This window comes from Nitratireductor sp. J20-h4, from assembly GCF_056780505.1.
Genome location: NZ_CM165557.1, coordinates 163,932 through 181,500 on the forward strand (window position 1 = coordinate 163,932; position 17,569 = coordinate 181,500).

Genomic DNA, 17,569 nt, shown 5'->3' on the forward strand with positions numbered 1-17,569 from the left:
ACTTAGAAGTGATGCGGCGAATTGGCAATTCGGAAACCAAACGGCAAGGTCGCCATGCGATAGACAACGGATCAAGGCTGCGGAGCGGAGATGGCGATGAAACGGACGACGTTTGCGGGACTGGCCGTGGTCGCGACGGTCGCATTCGGGCAGCCCGCCGCCCATGCCGGCTGGAAGGACGAGATCAAAACACTGCGCATCGGCATGCTCGCGCGCCCCGGCGCCGGAGCGACCGTACCGGGTGCGTCGGCGATCGAGCGCGCCTTTTCGCAGGCGCTGGGCGTTCCGGTCGACATCTTCGTTGCGCGCGATTTCGCCGCCCTGATCGACGCCCAGGCCAATGCTCGTGTGCATTATGCGGTCTATTCGGCCCTGGCCTATGCGCTCGCCTGGCGCCGCTGCGGCTGTGTGGAGCCGCTTGCCGCTCCGATATCGCGCGACGGCGCCACCGGCATCCGCTCCCTGCTCGTCGTTGCGCCCGACGTGGCACAACGGCAGACGCCGCCGCGCATCGCCTTCGTGCCGGGCAGCCTGTCTTCGGATTTCCTGCCGCGGCTGGGGTCCAGGGACGGGGCCGAAAAGGGGCGCGCGGCGCGCGAAGATCGTTTCGCCGTGGACAGCGCCGCGGAGGCCGAGCGCCGCTTTGCCGCCGGCGAGGTCGACGGTCTGTTCGGCTGGGCCTACCAGCGCGTCGGCGGCGCGACCGGCGGCACGGTGGACCGTCTTGTCGCCGCGGGTCTCGACGCGGACGGTTTCGAGGTTGCTTGGACGTCGGCGCCGATACGCTATGGCCCGCACGCGGTCCGCGTCGACCTGCCGGACGATCTCAAGCAGGCGCTGGCACGGTTTCTGACAGGCATGAAGCAGCAGCAGCCCGACATCTATGATCTGCTGGAGGAAGAGCGTCAGGGAGGCTTCCTGCGTGTCTCGCAGTCGGATTATCGAAGCGCGCTCGACCTGACCGAACTCGTCGTGCCGCCGCGGCCCGTTGCGGTGGCTCCCGTTACCGGAGCTTCAGAAAGCCCAGCGGAGTTTTGAGCCGGCTGCTCTGGCCCTGAAGCAGGGCTGCCGGCCACGGGACCCGGTTTCGCGATCGCGACAGTCGACGGATCGGAAGCCAGGAGTGCACGCCGATGGCCGCGCGATCACGCCCTGCTTCTTAGCAGTCGATGCATTTCACCTGCTGGCTCATGCGCGGCCGCAGATAGTATTTCTCGCCCATGCTGATCTTGTCGAAGGCGGCGGCCAGGCCGATCGTCGTCTTCTTTTCGGCATTCCAGGTAAGCACCGGCTTGTAGTCCAGCTTTGCTTCGCCGCGGATGAGAAACGTGCCCCTGACCTTGAGGTCCTCGGGCACGGTCGTCGTCGTGCCGGCCGTCAGATAGTCGCTCGCCGCGCCGTTGACCATCTTGCGCGACCAGGCGACCTTGACCTTGGGCGTGTCCTCGTCGGTGATTTCGATCCCAGTGACGTAGATCGATGGCGAGGTGCGGTTATAGGGCTGGATAACCGACCCGCCGATCTTCATGATCGCGTCGATCTCGGATTCGGTGATCTGCTGCTGCTGGGTGACCAGATCGGCGACCATCGAGGCGATACGGCCGGTCTTCTTGTTGGCCTCGATGGCCTGCGAGGTCTCCATGGTCATGAAATAAAGCCCGATCAGGATCGGCACCACAAACGCGAATTCCAGCGCGGCCGCGGCGCGGCGGTCGTGCCACAGGCTGACAAGCGTCGCCTTCGAAAACAGGCTCCGACACGAAAATCCGTTTCGCCCCAACATCACTACGGCTCCTTCCTTGCCTGGCGCACTTAGCCTCGCCACGGCGACATCAATCGTCGAACGGCTCGTTCTGCCAGGTGGCTGTCGCGAAGTGCAGCGTCTTGCCGTCCTTCAGATTCGACAGCGATTTGCGCATGAAGTCGGTCATGACCGGCCAGCGGTAAAAGACCCGCAGCATGTTCTTGCTCAGCGACGGGCCGGGGTCGACATCGAATTCGCTGGTGTCGATATCCTTGTCCGAAGTCATCTTGATCCGCACCTTGGACGCTTCTTCGAAGGTGGCGAATTCCCGCAGATCCACCTCCAGCCCCGGGCAGCCTGCCGCCACGATGATTTCGATCTGGTCGCAGATCTTCTGCTTGAGCAGGGCCTCGTTCAGGCCGCCCGCCTTGAGCTGGCCGGTCCGGACCTGACGCGCGACATTGTCGGTCGCCGACGTCAGCACTTGCTGGCCGGCAAACGAGATACAGCTTTCCAGAATCGCGAAAACCAGCATGGAGAACGGCAGCGCCAGCGCCACGAATTCGATCGCAACGGCGCCGTCGCGGCTGCGCGCGAACCGGCCGAAAAGACCTCTGCGCGTTCGTGTCGTCACGGTTTCCCGCTCTGCCGACATGTCCTGTGTCATTGCCAACTCCTGCCAACCCCAATTGCAGTCGTGCAAAGACGATTAGCGCATGGCGGTTGAATTCCCGTTTTGGCAACCAGGAAAATTGTCCGCGTTGCGTTTACCGACGCTTTACCGGCGTCGGGACCGCGGATTTCCGGCGGTTCCGCCGGTCTGCGGGCGCGGATGCGGTCGGCGCGCTACTGGCTGGCGCTCATTTCGCTTTCCGACAGGCGCTCGGCATCGCTCTTGTAGGAGCTCTCGCAATAGGGCGTGCACGACAGCGTCTGGACCTCGGCGCGGCGATAGATGCGTACGGATTTGTTGTCCTGGCGGGCCACGTAGATCTGTTCGTCGACGATCGGGGCGCCGTCCAGGTCGAGAACGACGATATTGGTGACGCCGAAGCCGCGCCCCGTCAGCACGAGCGTGGTGGCGTCCTGGACCGAGGCGTCGGCGATCTGCGGATTGCCCACCACGATCGTGTCCGCCGGCCGCGTCAGCTTTACGATCTTCGCTTCGTTCATCAGGATGCGAATGCCCGCTTCCGCGAGGGCAGGCGCGGCTCCCGCTGCCAGCGACAGCGCTGCCAACGCGCCGATCAGGACCTGTCGTGCCGGGAGTTTCGATGTCGACGCCATGGGTCTCTCCGCCTCGTGCTTGCCGAAAGATGAACCGGATTGGTGAATCTTCGGTTAAGCGCGGCCGCGAACCTGGCGGGATTGCCCTTTTGGTCCCCCGTGCCGGGACACCTCGCTCGCGTGCGCGAGTCTTTCACGATCCCGGTGAGGCCGTATTCGCGGCGTCGAGCCGGCGGTGCGCCTCTCCGCCGCCGGCAAAAAGGCGCGGCGGCGTCCAAATAAGACGCGCCCCGTTACAGGCAGATAACCGCGACCATGCGCATTGTGCCGGTGTTCGGGCGACCGTCGTTCGGGGGGCAAATCGAAGTGGGCGGCAAAGCATACAATGCGCGGGTTTTGCTTATGTCAAATTTAACCAACAGGGGCAGTTGCAAGGGTTAGGGTTTCGGTAAGTCTGTTTCTTAAGCCGATCGAAACAGCTTCCCCGTAGTGTCTGGCCATCCGATCAACGCACGAAGAAATGTTGACGGGCTGTGCTGTAACACGTGGAGTAGGAGCTCTCGAATGTCTAAGCTTTTTGCACGTTTCGTGAAAGATGAATCCGGCGCGACCGCTATCGAATACGGTCTGATCGCTGCCCTTATCGCCGTGGCCATCATGGCCGGCGCCGGTGCCCTGGGCACGTCGCTGGACAGCAAGTTCACGGAACTGTCGACCACGCTCGACAACGCCGGCAAGTAACAGCCGTCTTCGGGCCGTCAAATGCCCGATATTGCCGAGGGGCCGCTTGTCGAGCGGCCCCTTTGCTTTGTGCGGTTTCGGGTTTCACATTTGTTTAAGCGCACAGGGCCTATCCTTGGATCATACCAACCGGTGAAGCGATCATGATTGAAGCGGCGATCTTCGTCATCTTTCCGTTCTGCATGGCTTTCGCGGCCGTCTCCGACATGCTGTCGATGACGATCGCCAACCGCGTGCCGGTCTTGCTTGTCGCCGCCTTCGCCGTCCTGGCCCCGCTGACCGGCATGGCCTGGCCCGAATTCGGCATGCATTTCGCCGCCATGGCTGCGGTGCTCGCCGTGACCTTCGCCCTGTTCGCCGTCGGCGGCATGGGCGGCGGCGACGCCAAGCTGCTCGCGGCCACGGCATTGTGGATGGGGTTCGACATGAACCTGCTTTATTATCTCACCGCGTCGGCGATGTTCGGCGGATTGCTGACCCTTTTCATCCTCCTTTATCGCCGCTCGCTTTTCGCAGACATCACCGTCAACAATCCGGTCCTGCGCCATTTCGCCGACCGCAATGCCGGCGTTCCCTACGGCATCGCGCTCGGGCTCGGCGGTTTGGCCGCCTATCTGCATTCGCCCCTGATGGTCTGGGCACTGGCCCAGGTCTAGGCGGTTAGGCACTGCGATCCGTAAACCTTGAATTAAGGACGATCGTAAGCATTGCATTAACCCTAATTTGACGATTGCTCCCGCATTGTCGCCCCCGGTGAACGCAAATCGCCGGGTAAAGGTGCGGGTCGATGAACACTTCACGCTTGATCATTCTGGGTGTCGCCGTCGTCGCGGCTGGCGTTGCCGGCTATATCGCCAAGAACCTGGCGACGGCGCCGGCGCCGATCGTGGTCGCGGATGCCGTGCCGCGCGAACCGGCGGTTCGCATGACCGAGGTGCTGGTGCTGTCGGAGGACCTGCCGATCGGTCAGCCGCTGGAAAACCAGATGCGCTGGCAGGACTGGCCGTCCGAGGCGGTCAGCGACGGTTTTATTACCCGTGACGCCGAAGGCGACGCTCAGGAAGCCCTGAAGGGGGCGATCGCCCGTCTGCCGATGTATGCCGGCGAACCCGTTCGGCGCTCAAAACTGATCGGCGCGGGTCAAAGTTTCATGTCCGCGATCCTGCCGTCCGGCAAGCGTGCGATCGCGACCCAGATCTCGGCCGATACCTCGGCTGGCGGCTTCATTCTGCCCAATGACTATGTCGATGTGATCATGACACGACGCGCCGAAAGCGGCGGCGCGCAGGGCTTCGTCACCGAAACCATCCTGAAAAACATTCGCGTCCTGGCCATCGACCAGACGATCACCGAGGACGAGGAAGGTCGCAAGGTCAAGGTCGGCGAGACCGCGACCCTCGAATTGACGGCCCAGCAGGCCGAAATCATCACCGTGGCCCAGCAGCTCGCCGACAGGCTGACGCTGGCGCTGCGTTCGATCAAGGATGCCCAGGAAAAGCCGAGCGGTGAGGCCGACTATCTGGTGTCCGGCAATGGCCGGCGCGGCACGGTTCGGCTGATCAAATCGGGCGAAGTCTCTGAAGTTGGAGCGCGCAAATGACGTCGCAAATTCGCAAACTGCCGGGAAAAGACCGCAAAGCGGCGATCGCAACGGGGATCGCGACGTGCCTTTTCGCGATGGCGGCGATCGGCCTGCCCGCCGTACCCGGTTTCGGATCGGGCGAGGCGGCCGCCGCACAGGTCAAGGTGCGCTCGACCAGTTCGACGAGCCAGCGCATCAAGCTCGGCCTCAACAAGTCGGTCGTTATCGATCTGCCGCAGGACGCCTACGACATTCTGGTGGCAAATCCGACGGTTGCCGACGCCGTGACGCGCACCGCGCGGCGCATCTATCTGTTCGGCAAGCAGGTCGGCGAGACCAATATCTATGTGTTCGGGGCCAACGGCGAGCAGATCGCCAGCCTGGACCTGGCGATCGAGCGCGACGTGGCCGGGCTGGAGGATTATCTCGAACGCTTTATCCCGAACTCCGACATCACCGTTGAACTTCTGAACGACAACGTTGTCCTGACGGGAACGGTCGACACTCCGCTCGACGCATCGCGCGCCGCCCGGCTGGCGCAGATTTTTGTCACCGGCGGTGAAGCGACCACCGGCCAGTATGCGCAGACCGCCGCCGCGCCGACCGATGGCGGCGGCGTGGACATCAACAACCCCGACGCCGAGCGGCGCGTCAGCCAGATCGTCAATCTCCTGAAGATCATCGGCGAGGACCAGGTCACGCTCAAGGTGACCGTCGCCGAAGTCAGCCGCGTTGTCATGAAGCAGCTCGGCGTCAACATCATGGGGTCGGGCACGTCCAACGGAATTTCCTGGGGTGCGATCAGCGAAAACATGTCCGGTCTGGGCAAGCACCTGAGCGGGTCGCAATTCAGCCTCGGCTCCGCCTTCGGCGCGAGCACGCTCGAGGCCTATCTGAATGCCATGGAACAGGCAGGCGTGATGAAGACGCTTGCCGAACCGACGCTGACGGCGATCTCGGGCGAGAAGGCGGTATTCCAGGTTGGCGGCGAGTTCAATCTCGTCGTGGGCCAGGAAGTCGATTCCGACACCGGCGGCATTTCCTATGATATCGAGAAGCTGGAATACGGGATCGGACTGGAATTCCTCCCGGTCGTGCTTTCGCCCGGTCGCATCAGCCTGAAGGTGCGTACCTCGGTCTCCGAACCGACGACGGAAGGATCGGTCGCGCTCGGCACCGGTGGCAAGAGGACCGCCACCAACCTCTTGTCGATCCGCAAGCGCCTCGCCGACACGACGGTCGAACTGCCCTCGGGCGGCTCGATGATGATCGCCGGCCTGGTGCGCGACGACATCCGTCAGGCAACGTCGGGAATGCCCGGCCTGTCGAAGTTGCCGGTCTTGGGCACGCTGTTCCGCAGCCGCGACTTCGTCCGCAACGAATCCGAGCTCGTCATCATCGTCACGCCCTATCTGGCGCGCCCGGTCGCCCGCCAGCAGCTTGCCCGTCCGGACGACAATTTCAACGCCGCCAGCGATGGCGCCGGCATGTTTCTGGGGCGCGTCAACCGCGTCTACGGCACCATGAAGACCAACAAGCCCAAGGGCCGCTACCACGGTGTGGTCGGCTACATCTACAAATGATCGCGAGGAACGGCACGATGCGTAGTGCACTCTCCTGTCTGCCCCACGCGGCACGCCCGTCGCGGCGCACCGCTACCGTTCTTGCCGCGATCGCGGCGGTCGCGCTGCTGGGCGGCTGCGCCAAGCGCGATTCGATCACGGTCGGATCGGTGCCGGACGACTACCGGACCAATCATCCCATTATCGTATCCGAGCAGGACGAGGTGCTCGACCTGCCCGTCGGCCTGTCCGAGCACGGCATGACCCGCGTCCAGCGTGTCGCCGTCGACGGTTATGTCTCCAATTACGATCGCGGCGCGGGCGCCGTGATCAGCATCATGGTTCCGGCCAATTCCGCCAACGCGGCCTCGGCCAGCTCCGCCGCCTACGAGATCGCCGGCTACATGCAGCGCAAGGGCATTCCGGCCGGGCGCATCGTCACCGTGCCTTATGATGCGGGCGCCCCCGACCAGACCGCGCCGATCCGTCTCGTCCATGGCCGCATGAAGGCGCATGTCGGCCAGTGCGGCCGCTGGCCCGACGACCTGCTCAAGACGCGCGAGAACAAGCACTACGCCAATTTCGGCTGCGCCTATCAGAACAATCTGGCCGCCCAGCTGGCCAACCCGTCGGACCTTCTGGGACCGCGGGCCTCCACGGAGATCGACGCCGCCAATCGTGGGGTCGCGATTGAAGACTATCAGAGCCGTAAGACCGAATGGACCCCGGTCACCCAGTACTGACGTGCCGCAAGCGAGGCGAGGACGATGAACAATCTGGCTTATGACAGCGAAAGCGAGCTGGACGAAGCGGTGACGGACGGCGAAGTGGCGCAGCTCAATGCTCTGCGCCCGATCCCGCGGATCTCGATCCAGGCGTTCTGCGAGACCGAGAGTGTCGCCAAACCGATCGAGCGCGCCGGCGACGACCGGCGCATGGCCAAGGCTCATCTCAAGGTTCATATGGGAGGGCTGGAGGCCGCGCTGGAATATTACAACACCGCGCCGACTCCGAACCTGATCGTTCTGGAATCACGCGACGAGCCGAAGGAGCTGCTGGAATCGCTGCAGCGGCTGGCCGATGTGTGCGATCCCTCGACCAAGGTCATCGTCATCGGTCACTACAATGATGTGTGGCTTTATCGCGAACTGATCCGCGCCGGCATATCGGAATATGTCGTTGCGCCGGTCTCGCTGGCCGATGTCGTCGCGATCATCTCCCAGATTTTCGTCGACCCCGATGCCGAGCCGCTCGGCAAGTCGATCGCCTTCGTCGGCGCCAAGGGCGGTGTTGGATCCTCCACGATCGCCCACAATGTCGGCTGGATGATGTCGACGACGTTCAACTCCGAAGTCGTGGTGGCCGATCTCGACCTGCCGTTCGGCACGGCCAATATCAATTTCGACCAGGATCCGGCCCAGGGCATCGCCGAAGCCGTGTTTTCGCCCGAGCGTATCGACGAGGTCTATCTCGACCGTCTGCTTGCCCAGTGCTCGGAACATCTCTCGCTGCTGGCCGCGCCGTCGACGCTCGACAGGGCCTATGATTTCGATGCCGACGCGTTCGCACAGATCATCGACATCGCCCAGCGCAGCGCGCCGCTGCTGATCCTCGACGTTCCGCATGCGTGGAACGGCTGGACGCGCAAGACGCTGGTCCAGGCCGACGAGATCGTGATTACGGCCTCGCCCGAACTGGCCAATCTGCGCAACACCAAGAACCTTGTCGACACGCTCAAGAAGCTGCGGCCCAACGACAAGGCGCCCTATCTCATCATCAACCAGGCCGGCGTGCCCAAGCGTCCCGAGATCTCGGCGGAGGATTTCGCCGAGCCGCTTGATCTGGTGCCGCTGGCCACGATCCCGTTTGAGGCGCAGCTTTTCGGCAATGCGGCCAATAATGGCCGGATGCTCGGCGAGATGGATGCCCAGCACATGATCGTCAAATCGATCTTTGACATCGCGCATGTGCTGACCGGTCGAAGCGAAATAAAGACCAAACCCAAGTCTGGCCTGGCCGGAATGCTCGCCAAGCTGAAGGCGCGGAAGTAGCCGCGAAATTGCGAAACTGGTGCGTGGGACATGTTTGGAAGACGTGGTAGCGAAGGTCCGTTGAAGGAAGAGCCGGCCGCCAGGCCGGTTGCGCCGTCGCCGTCGTCGGCGCCGCCTGACGGTGTCGACCGTCCGGCGGCCGAGCCACGCGCGGCCGCGCCGCAGCCGCCCGTTCCGTCGCGCCGCGACGCCGCGCCGCCGCAGGCGCCCAAGCCGGCCCCGCGCCAGGAGCGCGAGCATACGGAAAACTACTACGACACCAAGAGCCAGGTCTTTTCCGCGCTGATCGACACGATCGACCTGTCTCAGCTCGCCAAGCTCGAGCCGGAGACGGCGCGCGAGGAAATCCGCGACATCGTCAACGACATCATCGCGATCAAGAATTTCGCCATGTCGATTTCCGAGCAGGAGGAGCTGCTCGAGGACATCTGCAACGACGTGCTGGGTTACGGGCCGCTCGAGCCCCTGCTTGCCCGCGACGAAATCGCCGACATCATGGTCAACGGCGCCAAGCACGTCTATATCGAGGTTGAAGGCAAGATCGAGCAGACCAAGGTCCGCTTCCGCGACAATCAGCAGCTCCTCAATATCTGCCAGCGCATCGTCAGCCAGGTCGGCCGGCGCGTCGACGAATCGAGCCCGATCTGCGACGCGCGCCTGCCCGACGGCAGCCGCGTCAACGTCATCGCGCCACCGCTCGCCATCGATGGAGCGGCGCTGACCATCCGCAAGTTCAAGAAGGACAAGCTGACGCTCGACCAGCTTGTGAAGTTCGGGGCCATCTCGCAGGAAGGCGCCGATGTGCTGAAGATCATCGGCCGCGTGCGCTGCAACGTCATCATCTCCGGCGGTACCGGTTCGGGCAAGACGACCCTGCTCAACTGCCTGACCAACTATATCGACCGCGACGAACGCATCATCACCTGCGAGGATTCCGCCGAGCTCCAGCTGCAGCAGCCGCATGTCGTGCGCCTGGAGACACGGCCGCCCAATCTCGAGGGAGAGGGCGAGGTCACCATGCGCGACCTGGTCAAGAACTGCCTGCGCATGCGTCCCGAACGCATCATCGTCGGCGAGGTGCGCGGACCCGAAGTGTTCGATCTGCTTCAGGCGATGAACACCGGCCATGATGGGTCGATGGGCACCATTCACTCCAACTCGCCGCGCGAATGCCTCAACCGCATCGAATCGATGATCGCCATGGGGGGCTTTTCGCTACCTCAGCGCACGGTGCGTGAGATCATCGTCGGTTCCGTCGACGTCATCATCCAGGCGACCCGTCTGCGCGACGGTTCGCGCCGCATTACCCATATCACCGAGGTGATCGGCATGGAGGGCGACGTCATCGTGACGCAGGATCTGGTCCTCTACAATATCAGCGGCGAAGACCAGAACGGGCGCATCGTCGGCGCGCACACTTCGACCGGTGTCGGTCGGCCGAATTTCTGGGACCGGGCCCGCTACTACGGCGAGGAGGCACGGCTGGCCAACGCGCTCGAAACCATGGAAAAGCAGGTCGGCTGACATGAACACGGTGGGGAACTAGGCCGATGTTCGGACTTGATACGACCCTCTTGGCGGTAATCCTGCTCGCCGGCCTCAGCGCCGGCGCGGTCGCCTACGCATTCATGTTCAACACCATCGCCAATGAGCGCAAGGCCGGGCGGCGGCTGGATACGATCAAGCGGGCAGAGACCGACCGCAACGTGGTCAAGGCCTCGCGCGACCGCATGGCCGAAGCGGCGAAACGGCGCAAATCGGTCCAGGATTCGCTCAAGGATCTGGACGAGAAGCAGCGGGTGAAGGATACCCGCACGCGCAAGCCGCCGCTGAAGGGCCAGATCAGGCAGGCAGGCCTCAACATGCCGGTGCAGCGCTTCTACATCATCTCCGCCTTTTGCGGACTGTTCTTCGCGGCCGTGGCGTTTTTCGCCGGGGCGCCGCTGTGGGCGGTTCCCGGGGCGCTGCTGGCCGGCGCCTTTGGCGTGCCGCGCTGGGGACTGGCCTATATGCGCGCGCGCCGGGTCAAGGCCTTCCTGGAGGAACTGCCCAACGCGCTCGACATCATCGTGCGATCGGTGAAGTCCGGCCTGCCGATCAATGACGGCGTGCGGCTGATCGCGAGCGAGGCGCAGGAGCCGGTGCGCGGCGAATTCCGCCGTGTCGTCGAGGCCCAGCAAATGGGTCTTTCGCTGCCCGAGGCCACGCTGCGCATGGCCGAGACCATGCCGTGCCCGGAGGCCGGCTTTTTTGGCATCGTCATCCAGATCCAGAGCCAGGCCGGTGGCAATCTGTCCGAGGCGCTGGGCAATCTCTCGCGGGTCCTGCGCGACCGCAAGCGCATGCGGGCGAAGGTATCGGCCCTGTCGATGGAGGCCAAGGCCTCGGCCGCCATTATCGGCGCACTGCCCTTCATCGTGGCTTTCCTCGTCTATCTGACCAGCCCGAATTACATCATGCCGCTCTTCACCACCTCGACCGGACACATGGTGCTCGGCGTATCGCTGCTGTGGATGTCGGTCGGGATTTTCGTCATGAAGAAAATGATGAATTTCGACATTTGAAGACGGCGCATCTCGAAAAGGCCGACCCATGACCGACCAGATCGTCAACGCGATATTCGAACCGGCCTTCCTCATCGGGCTGCTGGTTGCGGTTGCTGTCTTCGCGACCGTGTTCACGGCCATGCCGGCGCTGGGCGGAAACGAGCTCAAGACACGCATGAAGACGGTTGCGCTCGAGCGCGACGAATTGCGGGCCAAGCAGCGCGCGCGCCTTGCTGCCGAGGCGGACCGGCGCCGCAAGGGACTGCGCGAGGAACACTCGCGCGGCATGCGCGATATCGTCGAAAGGCTCGATCTGAAACGGGCGCTGGTCGATCAGGCGACCTTGTCGAAGCTGCGCATGGCCGGGTTTCGCGGCGAAAACCCGTTGACGCGCTTCTTGTTTTTCCGCCTGGTTCTGCCGGCGGTCGGGCTGGTGCTCGGCGGTCTGTATATCTTCGTGCTCGGCGGCATGGCCGACCAGCCGATGCTGGTCAAGGTCTTCGTTATCATCGCCGCAGCCTATGCCGGCTTTTATGCGCCGATCATCTATGTCAACAACCGCGCCACCAAGCGCAAGCAATCGATCCAGAAGGCGTGGCCCGACGCGCTCGACCTGATGCTGATCTGCGTGGAATCGGGCATGTCGATCGAAGCGGCCTTCCGGCGCGTGGCCGAGGAAATCGGTTTGCAGTCCGTCGAGCTCGCCGAGGAATTCGTGCTCACCAATGCCGAGTTGTCCTTCCTGCAGGAGCGCCGTCAGGCTTATGAGAACCTCGCCGCCCGTACCGGGCTCGATGCGGTCAAGAGCGTCAGCCAGGCGCTGATCCAGGCCGAGCGCTACGGCACGCCGGTGGCCCACGCGCTCCGGGTTCTGGCTCAGGAAAGCCGCGAGATGCGTATGAACGCCGCTGAAAAGAAGGCGGCAGCCCTTCCCCCGAAGCTGACCGTGCCGATGATCCTGTTCTTCCTTCCGGTCCTGTTCGCCGTCATCCTCGGCCCCGCCATCATGCAGTTTTCCGAACAGGGTGTCTTCGGCGACAAGAAGCAGTCGTCGAGCGAGCGCTAGGCCCCGCTTGCCGGCAGGCTTGAGACGCCGGCTCCGCGCACCCGCCCGCATACGAAAACGCCCCGGCGAACATCGCGCGGGGCGTTTTACGTGCGGGGGCAGGGTCGGGTTCAGCGGTCGACCGCGATGTAGCCCATATGAGTTCCCATGCCGCGATTGGTGCGCCGAAGAACCGGGCCCTCGCGATAGTTCGGGCGGGCGCGCACCGGCTTGGGCGGCTTGGCGGGGCTGTCCTTGATGCCCCACATCTTCTTGAAGCCCTTCCAGGACTGTTTGGCCATGTCGCCCGGCCGATAGCCATCGTCGACGCCGAAACATCTGGCGATGCAGGTTACCACCGTGGTGGAAACCTCGCCGACGGCCGTGCCGACCGCGAGGCCGACCGACGAGATGATCTTGGCGCGGGTACGTGCCGGCGTGCCGGCCGTCTTCAAGTCCCGGCCCATCCGCTGGATGCCGGATTCGCGGTTGAGGTTTGCGCCATCGCGTGCCGCCGCGGGCCCGGCTATCGTGGCGGTGATGCCGACCGCGAGGGTGGCTGCGAGGAAAATGGAGACCAGTTTTGCGAACATTTTTCGTCCCTTCCATTGAGATCGCGAACAAGCGTTACGTCAACTTGGTCGCGGGGCGGGGCGAAAAGGTTCAAGACTTTTTTGGACCCCCAACACGGGGGCGGGAAGGAAAGGCGCCGGATGCCGCGATATGGGGCCAACCGTGCTATGGTGACCGGGCGTTTTAGGAGCCCGCTTGATGCCGGCTACATTCGCGCTGAAAGGACCGGAAATGTCCAACACCCAAAAAGGTGCATGCTTTTGCGGCGCGGTTGCGATTGAAGTGACCGGCGCACCCGAGGCGATGGGGTATTGCCATTGCGAATCGTGCCGATCGTGGTCCGCCGGGCCGGTCAACGCCTTTACGCTCTTTAGGGCCGAAAATGTGAAGGTTACGAAGGGGGAGGCGCATGTCGGCCATTTCAGGAAGACCGAGCGGAGCGATCGGCAATACTGCACCCGGTGCGGCGGTCATCTCATGACCGATCACCCGCATTGGGGATTGATCGACGTCTACGCGGCGACGATCCCCGGACAGGCGTTCGTGCCCGGTGTGCATGTCAACTATGCCGAGACGGTTTTGCCGATGAGAGACGGCTTGCCGAAGATGAGCGATTTTCCGTCCGAACTGGGCGGTAGCGGCGAAACCGTGCCCGAATAGCGGCTCCACGACCCTGTCCCGCCCGTCGCGTGGTTGGCGGGTCGAATTGGCTCCTAAGAGGAACGGCTCTAGTTGGTCGCCTTCTTGTCTTCCTTCTTGATCTCGCTCCATGCGTTTTGCTGGGCGAGCATCGAGCGCAGATAGGCGACGTTGGCTTCTGCCTGGTTCGGTGACAATTCCTGGCGCGCCAGTTTTTCGGCCTCGTCGAACCGGCCTTGCAGGCCGACGACGAGCGCCAGGTTCTGCCGCACCCGGCTGTCGGCGCTCGGTGCGGCGGCCGCCTGCCTGAGATAGGTTTCGGCCGTTCTCAGATCGCCTTCCAGCACATAGGACATGCCGAGATTGGACAGGATCGACGGTTCGTCGGGTTTCAGGTCCAGCGCTTTGCGGTAGAGCGTGCGCGCCTGCGCGGAATTGCCGAGCTGATCGAGGATCGCCGCTTCGGCGGAAAACAGCTTCCAGTCCGGATATTCCGGCGTCTGGGCGCGACGGACCGCGTCGAGCGCGGTCTCGAATTCTCCGGCTGCGGCCAGCGCCTTGCCGTAGGCGGCGAGCACCGAGCGGTCCTTGGGATGCGCGATCGCCAGCTTGCGCATCACCGCCAGCGACTGGTCCGTCTTGCCGGTCATCTGCAGCACGTTGGCGTAGCGTATCGCCACGCCCTTGTCGGTGGGGGCTTTGGCAAAGGCTTGTCCCAGCGAAACGGCGGCGTTTTGCAATTCCTGCGACGACATTTGAGCGACCGGGCGCGCGCTGCCGCGATCGACCGAGCCGGTCGTCAGGCGTGAATTGGCGCAGCCCGCGACGCTTGCGGCCAACGCAACGGCGAGGGCGGCACGACGCCAGCGTCTTCCGGTTGCGTTCGCGTCGCGATTGGTCAACATGCGCTCGTCTCCGCTTCGCCGCGCCGCAGGTTTGATGATGCGGCTGTCTGGAGGCAGAAATATTCCGTTAACCCTAACGGACGGTTAAGGAAACCAAGGACAACTGCCCGATGCCCGTCGAACTGATCGCCGAAAAGCCGGCCGCCGCCCTGCCGGTCCATCTCGTCACCAAGGCCGGGTTCGAAACGGCCGGGCTTGATGCGGCCGCGCGCGCCTGGGCCGAAGCGCACGGGTTTTCGGGCAAGGTCGGCGAACTGCTGTGCTATCCCGACGCGGCCGGCCGCCTCGCCGGCGCGCTGTTGGGCTGCGCCGCGGCGCGGGACGGGTTTGCACCGCTCGCCACCGGGCGGCTGGCGCGGCAGTTGCCACAGGGCGACTGGTTTTTCGCCACCCCTCTCGACGAGCCGGCAAACGCGGCGCTGGCCCTTCTGCTTGGCGGCTACCGTTTCGCCCAATATGGCAAGAAACAGAGCGACACGCTGCGTTTCGTGGCGCCGGACGGCGTCGATGTCGAGCGTCTCAACCGCATTGCCGCCGGCGTGTTCATGGCCCGCGACCTGGTCAACACCCCGACCAACGATCTCGGCCCCGATGCGCTCGAGCAGGCCGCGCGCGATCTCGCCGCCCGCCACGGCGCCGACGTTTCGGTGGTCGTTGGCGAGGCGCTGCTTGAACGGAATTTTCCGATGATCCACGCCGTCGGTCGCGCGGCCGCCCAGGCGCCGCGCCTGATCGATCTGCGCTGGGGACCCCAAGATGCGCCGCGCGTCACCCTGGTCGGCAAGGGGGTCTGCTTCGACACTGGCGGACTCGACATCAAGCCGGCAAGCGGCATGCGCCTGATGAAGAAGGACATGGGCGGCGCGGCCAATGTTCTCGGCCTTGCGTCGATGATCATGGCGGCGGGCCTGAAGCTGCGCCTGCGCGTGCTGGTGCCGGCGGTCGAGAATGCGATTTCCGGCAATGCCTTCCGTCCCGGCGACGTTCTGAAAAGCCGCAAGGGACCGACGGTGGAGATCGGCAATACCGACGCCGAAGGCCGCCTGGTGCTCGCCGACGCGCTGGCGCTGGCCGACGAGGAAGAGCCGCAGCTTCTGATCGATATGGCGACCCTGACCGGAGCGGCGCGTGTCGCCCTCGGCCCGGACCTGCCGCCGTTCTATACCGATGACGACGCCTTCGCCGCCGCGCTGGCCGACGCGGCCGGGCGCGTCTGCGATCCGGTGTGGCGCATGCCGCTGTGGGCGCCCTACGATGCCGGGCTTTCCTCCAAGGTCGCCGACGTCAACAATGTCACCACCGACGGTTTCGCCGGCTCGATCACCGCCGCGCTCTTCCTGAAGCGTTTCGTCGAACGCGCCGCCACCTGGGCGCATTTCGACATCTTCGCCTGGAGCCCGACCGACCGGCCGCATGGCCTGGCCGGCGGCGAGGCGCAGGCGATCCGCGCGCTTGAGAGCCTGTTGGCGGCGCGCTACCCGGCTTGACCGGCTTGCCTCGCGTGGCATTTCGGGGTTGAATGAAACGGACCCGTAACAAGCCTTGCAAATCAAGGAAGACATGTCCGTATCCTTGCGTCCGAGCCAGGCATTGAGGCTGTGGCAGCAGGTATCGCTGTCGGAGGTGCTGGACGATCGCCCCGATCTGAGCATGCGCCAGACCGCCATCCTCCTGACCATCTATCTCGACCCGCCGCCCCACACGGTGCGCGGCCTGGCGGCACGGCTTGCCGTCACCAAGCCGGTCATCACGCGCGCACTCGACACGATGGGGGCGCTCGGGCTTGTCAGCCGGCATCGCGACGACAACGACAAGCGCAACGTGCTGATCAAGCGTACGGTCAAGGGCGCGCTCTATGTCGAGCGCCTCGGCGACGTGATCATCGAACGGGGACGGGAGCTGCCGCTGTGACGATACTGGACCGCAGGCTGCATGCCTATCGCGAGGATCTCGCCGACACGCGCCTGCAGGGCCGGGTCGCCGCGCCGCGCTTCGTGTCCCCGCGCGTAAGGCGGATCGCGAGCCCTGTCGTCGACCTGCTGGTCGGACCCGACCGCGCCTCGGGTGTCAATTCGCAATTGCTGCGCGGCGCCGATGTCGACCTGTTCGACGAACGCGGCGGGCTCGCCTGGGTCCAGGCGCGTGAGGACGGTTATGTCGGTTATGTCGACGCGAAGGTCCTGGCCGAGCCTGGCCCTGCCGCGACGCATGTCGTCGTCGCGCCGCGCACGTTTGTCTACGGTGAACCGGACATGAAGACGCCGCGCACCGCCGCGCTATCGATGGGAACGCGGCTTTCCGTGACCGGTGAGGCCGAAACCCGCGGCAGCCGCTTCGCGATCACCGCCGACGGCGAGGCCGTCTTTGCCGATCATCTGCGGCTCGTCGGCTGGGGCGCGCCGGACTATGTCGCCGTCGCCGAACAGTTCGAGCACACGCCCTATCTGTGGGGCGGCACGTCCGGTTTCGGCCTCGACTGCTCCGGCCTGGTCCAGCTTGCCATGAAGATGGCCGGAACGGTGGTGCTGCGCGATTCCGACATGCAGGAAAAGATCGGCGCGCCGCTCGATCCGGGGCCGGATTTCCAAGCCGTGCGCCGGGGCGATCTGGTGTTCTGGAAAGGCCATGTCGCGATCGTTACCGCGCCGGGCGAGGTCATTCATGCCAACGGCAACACGATGACGGTGGCGCGCGAGCCGCTTGCAGCGGCCATCGCCCGCATCGCGCCCCTGTTCGGTCCGCCGACCGTCATACGCCGGCCCTGAGCGCGGTCGCGCGCTCGATACGCCGTCAGCGCCGCGGGCGCGATGCCTGTTCGGTGTCGGCGAACGGCGAGGACGTTTGCGTGGCGGCGTCGAGCTGGACGAAAAATGCCGCGAGCGCGACGGCGACCAGAGCAAGCCTGACATGGTGATTGATGCGCGCCATGGTTTCTTCTCCGATCCGGTGTGGCG

At 64.4% G+C, this 17,569-nt stretch carries 20 protein-coding genes; 14 read left to right on the plus strand and 6 right to left on the minus strand.

The features are described from left to right. Positions 1–96: 96 nt before the first annotated feature. Positions 97–1,038, plus strand: a complete 942-nt coding sequence (locus ACT2B0_RS00840) for a phosphate/phosphite/phosphonate ABC transporter substrate-binding protein (protein WP_473460546.1) — start codon at positions 97–99, stop codon at positions 1,036–1,038. A 121-nt stretch (positions 1,039–1,159) separates the two neighbouring features. Here ACT2B0_RS00840 and ACT2B0_RS00845 read toward each other — a convergent pair whose 3' ends face one another. The 3 genes from ACT2B0_RS00845 to ACT2B0_RS00855 all read right to left on the minus strand — a co-directional run bounded on the left by ACT2B0_RS00845 (position 1,160) and on the right by ACT2B0_RS00855 (position 3,031). Continuing rightward, positions 1,160–1,783 carry a TadE/TadG family type IV pilus assembly protein gene (locus tag ACT2B0_RS00845; RefSeq protein WP_473460548.1) on the minus strand — a complete coding sequence of 208 codons (624 nt, stop codon included), beginning with the start codon at positions 1,781–1,783 and terminating at the stop codon, positions 1,160–1,162. A 49-nt stretch (positions 1,784–1,832) separates the two neighbouring features. Then, positions 1,833–2,411 (minus strand): TadE/TadG family type IV pilus assembly protein, encoded by a 579-nt coding sequence (locus ACT2B0_RS00850; RefSeq protein WP_473460550.1) that lies wholly within the window; start codon positions 2,409–2,411, stop codon positions 1,833–1,835. 179 nt (positions 2,412–2,590) lie between these two features. Beyond that, positions 2,591–3,031, minus strand: a complete 441-nt coding sequence (locus ACT2B0_RS00855; RefSeq protein ID WP_473460552.1) for a pilus assembly protein N-terminal domain-containing protein — start codon at positions 3,029–3,031, stop codon at positions 2,591–2,593. 504 nt (positions 3,032–3,535) lie between these two features. Between ACT2B0_RS00855 and ACT2B0_RS00860 the strand changes: the two genes are divergently transcribed. From ACT2B0_RS00860 to ACT2B0_RS00900, 9 genes are all read left to right on the plus strand, one after another. Continuing rightward, entirely contained in the window at positions 3,536–3,712 is a 177-nt protein-coding gene (locus ACT2B0_RS00860; protein ID WP_473460554.1) for a Flp family type IVb pilin, read from the plus strand. Between the two features lie 143 nt (positions 3,713–3,855). Beyond that, complete coding sequence (locus ACT2B0_RS00865) at positions 3,856–4,368, plus strand: A24 family peptidase (RefSeq protein ID WP_473460556.1); 513 nt, start codon at positions 3,856–3,858, stop codon at positions 4,366–4,368. A gap of 131 nt (positions 4,369–4,499) precedes the next feature. Further along, positions 4,500–5,312 (plus strand): Flp pilus assembly protein CpaB, encoded by an 813-nt coding sequence (gene cpaB / locus ACT2B0_RS00870; protein WP_473460557.1) that lies wholly within the window; start codon positions 4,500–4,502, stop codon positions 5,310–5,312. Next, on the plus strand, positions 5,309–6,877 hold the full coding sequence (locus ACT2B0_RS00875; RefSeq protein WP_473460559.1) for a type II and III secretion system protein family protein: 1,569 nt from the start codon (positions 5,309–5,311) through the stop codon (positions 6,875–6,877). Before cpaB ends, ACT2B0_RS00875 begins: the two co-directional genes overlap by 4 nt. Before the next feature lie 17 nt (positions 6,878–6,894). Beyond that, the gene (locus tag ACT2B0_RS00880; RefSeq protein ID WP_473460560.1) at positions 6,895–7,599 is read left to right on the plus strand and encodes a CpaD family pilus assembly protein; all 705 of its coding nucleotides are present in this window, start codon (positions 6,895–6,897) and stop codon (positions 7,597–7,599) included. A gap of 24 nt (positions 7,600–7,623) precedes the next feature. Continuing rightward, complete coding sequence (locus ACT2B0_RS00885; RefSeq protein WP_473460562.1) at positions 7,624–8,907, plus strand: CpaE/TadZ family protein; 1,284 nt, start codon at positions 7,624–7,626, stop codon at positions 8,905–8,907. A 30-nt stretch (positions 8,908–8,937) separates the two neighbouring features. Beyond that, positions 8,938–10,431 (plus strand): TadA family conjugal transfer-associated ATPase, encoded by a 1,494-nt coding sequence (locus ACT2B0_RS00890; RefSeq protein ID WP_473460564.1) that lies wholly within the window; start codon positions 8,938–8,940, stop codon positions 10,429–10,431. Between the two features lie 26 nt (positions 10,432–10,457). Continuing rightward, a complete protein-coding gene (locus ACT2B0_RS00895) occupies positions 10,458–11,471 on the plus strand; it encodes a type II secretion system F family protein (protein WP_473460566.1) in 1,014 nt (337 codons plus the stop codon). Between the two features lie 28 nt (positions 11,472–11,499). Further along, positions 11,500–12,519, plus strand: coding sequence for a type II secretion system F family protein (locus ACT2B0_RS00900; protein WP_473460567.1), 1,020 nt, complete (start codon positions 11,500–11,502; stop codon positions 12,517–12,519). A 110-nt stretch (positions 12,520–12,629) separates the two neighbouring features. Here the strand turns inward: ACT2B0_RS00900 and ACT2B0_RS00905 are convergent, their stop codons facing one another. Continuing rightward, positions 12,630–13,091 (minus strand): hypothetical protein, encoded by a 462-nt coding sequence (locus tag ACT2B0_RS00905; RefSeq protein ID WP_473460569.1) that lies wholly within the window; start codon positions 13,089–13,091, stop codon positions 12,630–12,632. A gap of 178 nt (positions 13,092–13,269) precedes the next feature. On the opposite strand from ACT2B0_RS00905, the gene ACT2B0_RS00910 reads away from it, so the two are divergent. Beyond that, complete coding sequence (locus ACT2B0_RS00910) at positions 13,270–13,731, plus strand: GFA family protein (protein ID WP_473460570.1); 462 nt, start codon at positions 13,270–13,272, stop codon at positions 13,729–13,731. A 68-nt stretch (positions 13,732–13,799) separates the two neighbouring features. Here the strand turns inward: ACT2B0_RS00910 and ACT2B0_RS00915 are convergent, their stop codons facing one another. Next, positions 13,800–14,615, minus strand: a complete 816-nt coding sequence (locus tag ACT2B0_RS00915; protein ID WP_473460572.1) for a tetratricopeptide repeat protein — start codon at positions 14,613–14,615, stop codon at positions 13,800–13,802. A 110-nt stretch (positions 14,616–14,725) separates the two neighbouring features. On the opposite strand from ACT2B0_RS00915, the gene ACT2B0_RS00920 reads away from it, so the two are divergent. From ACT2B0_RS00920 to ACT2B0_RS00930, 3 genes are all read left to right on the plus strand, one after another. After that, the gene (locus ACT2B0_RS00920) at positions 14,726–16,102 is read left to right on the plus strand and encodes a leucyl aminopeptidase family protein (protein ID WP_473460573.1); all 1,377 of its coding nucleotides are present in this window, start codon (positions 14,726–14,728) and stop codon (positions 16,100–16,102) included. Positions 16,103–16,175: 73 nt separating this feature from the next. Next, positions 16,176–16,526, plus strand: coding sequence for a MarR family transcriptional regulator (locus tag ACT2B0_RS00925; RefSeq protein WP_473460575.1), 351 nt, complete (start codon positions 16,176–16,178; stop codon positions 16,524–16,526). Beyond that, complete coding sequence (locus ACT2B0_RS00930) at positions 16,523–17,380, plus strand: C40 family peptidase (RefSeq protein ID WP_473460577.1); 858 nt, start codon at positions 16,523–16,525, stop codon at positions 17,378–17,380. The genes ACT2B0_RS00925 and ACT2B0_RS00930 overlap by 4 nt, the downstream gene beginning before the upstream one ends. A gap of 25 nt (positions 17,381–17,405) precedes the next feature. Here ACT2B0_RS00930 and ACT2B0_RS00935 read toward each other — a convergent pair whose 3' ends face one another. Continuing rightward, entirely contained in the window at positions 17,406–17,543 is a 138-nt protein-coding gene (locus ACT2B0_RS00935; RefSeq protein WP_473460579.1) for a hypothetical protein, read from the minus strand. Positions 17,544–17,569: the final 26 nt, after the last annotated feature.

Bases quoted from the DNA above. Each gene is read 5' to 3' on its own strand.
- ACT2B0_RS00890 (WP_473460564.1), top strand. From the start codon at position 8,938: ATGTTTGGAAGACGTGGTAGCGAAGGTCCGTTGAAGGAAGAGCCGGCC.
- ACT2B0_RS00845 (WP_473460548.1), bottom strand. From the start codon at position 1,783: ATGTTGGGGCGAAACGGATTTTCGTGTCGGAGCCTGTTTTCGAAGGCG.
- cpaB (WP_473460557.1), top strand. From the start codon at position 4,500: ATGAACACTTCACGCTTGATCATTCTGGGTGTCGCCGTCGTCGCGGCT.
- ACT2B0_RS00880 (WP_473460560.1), top strand. From the start codon at position 6,895: ATGCGTAGTGCACTCTCCTGTCTGCCCCACGCGGCACGCCCGTCGCGG.
- ACT2B0_RS00895 (WP_473460566.1), top strand. From the start codon at position 10,458: ATGTTCGGACTTGATACGACCCTCTTGGCGGTAATCCTGCTCGCCGGC.
- ACT2B0_RS00855 (WP_473460552.1), bottom strand. From the start codon at position 3,031: ATGGCGTCGACATCGAAACTCCCGGCACGACAGGTCCTGATCGGCGCG.
- ACT2B0_RS00850 (WP_473460550.1), bottom strand. From the start codon at position 2,411: ATGACACAGGACATGTCGGCAGAGCGGGAAACCGTGACGACACGAACG.
- ACT2B0_RS00925 (WP_473460575.1), top strand. From the start codon at position 16,176: ATGTCCGTATCCTTGCGTCCGAGCCAGGCATTGAGGCTGTGGCAGCAG.
- ACT2B0_RS00920 (WP_473460573.1), top strand. From the start codon at position 14,726: ATGCCCGTCGAACTGATCGCCGAAAAGCCGGCCGCCGCCCTGCCGGTC.
- ACT2B0_RS00915 (WP_473460572.1), bottom strand. From the start codon at position 14,615: ATGTTGACCAATCGCGACGCGAACGCAACCGGAAGACGCTGGCGTCGT.
- ACT2B0_RS00840 (WP_473460546.1), top strand. From the start codon at position 97: ATGAAACGGACGACGTTTGCGGGACTGGCCGTGGTCGCGACGGTCGCA.
- ACT2B0_RS00910 (WP_473460570.1), top strand. From the start codon at position 13,270: ATGCCGGCTACATTCGCGCTGAAAGGACCGGAAATGTCCAACACCCAA.
- ACT2B0_RS00905 (WP_473460569.1), bottom strand. From the start codon at position 13,091: ATGTTCGCAAAACTGGTCTCCATTTTCCTCGCAGCCACCCTCGCGGTC.
- ACT2B0_RS00860 (WP_473460554.1), top strand. From the start codon at position 3,536: ATGTCTAAGCTTTTTGCACGTTTCGTGAAAGATGAATCCGGCGCGACC.
- ACT2B0_RS00935 (WP_473460579.1), bottom strand. From the start codon at position 17,543: ATGGCGCGCATCAATCACCATGTCAGGCTTGCTCTGGTCGCCGTCGCG.
- ACT2B0_RS00900 (WP_473460567.1), top strand. From the start codon at position 11,500: ATGACCGACCAGATCGTCAACGCGATATTCGAACCGGCCTTCCTCATC.
- ACT2B0_RS00875 (WP_473460559.1), top strand. From the start codon at position 5,309: ATGACGTCGCAAATTCGCAAACTGCCGGGAAAAGACCGCAAAGCGGCG.
- ACT2B0_RS00865 (WP_473460556.1), top strand. From the start codon at position 3,856: ATGATTGAAGCGGCGATCTTCGTCATCTTTCCGTTCTGCATGGCTTTC.
- ACT2B0_RS00885 (WP_473460562.1), top strand. From the start codon at position 7,624: ATGAACAATCTGGCTTATGACAGCGAAAGCGAGCTGGACGAAGCGGTG.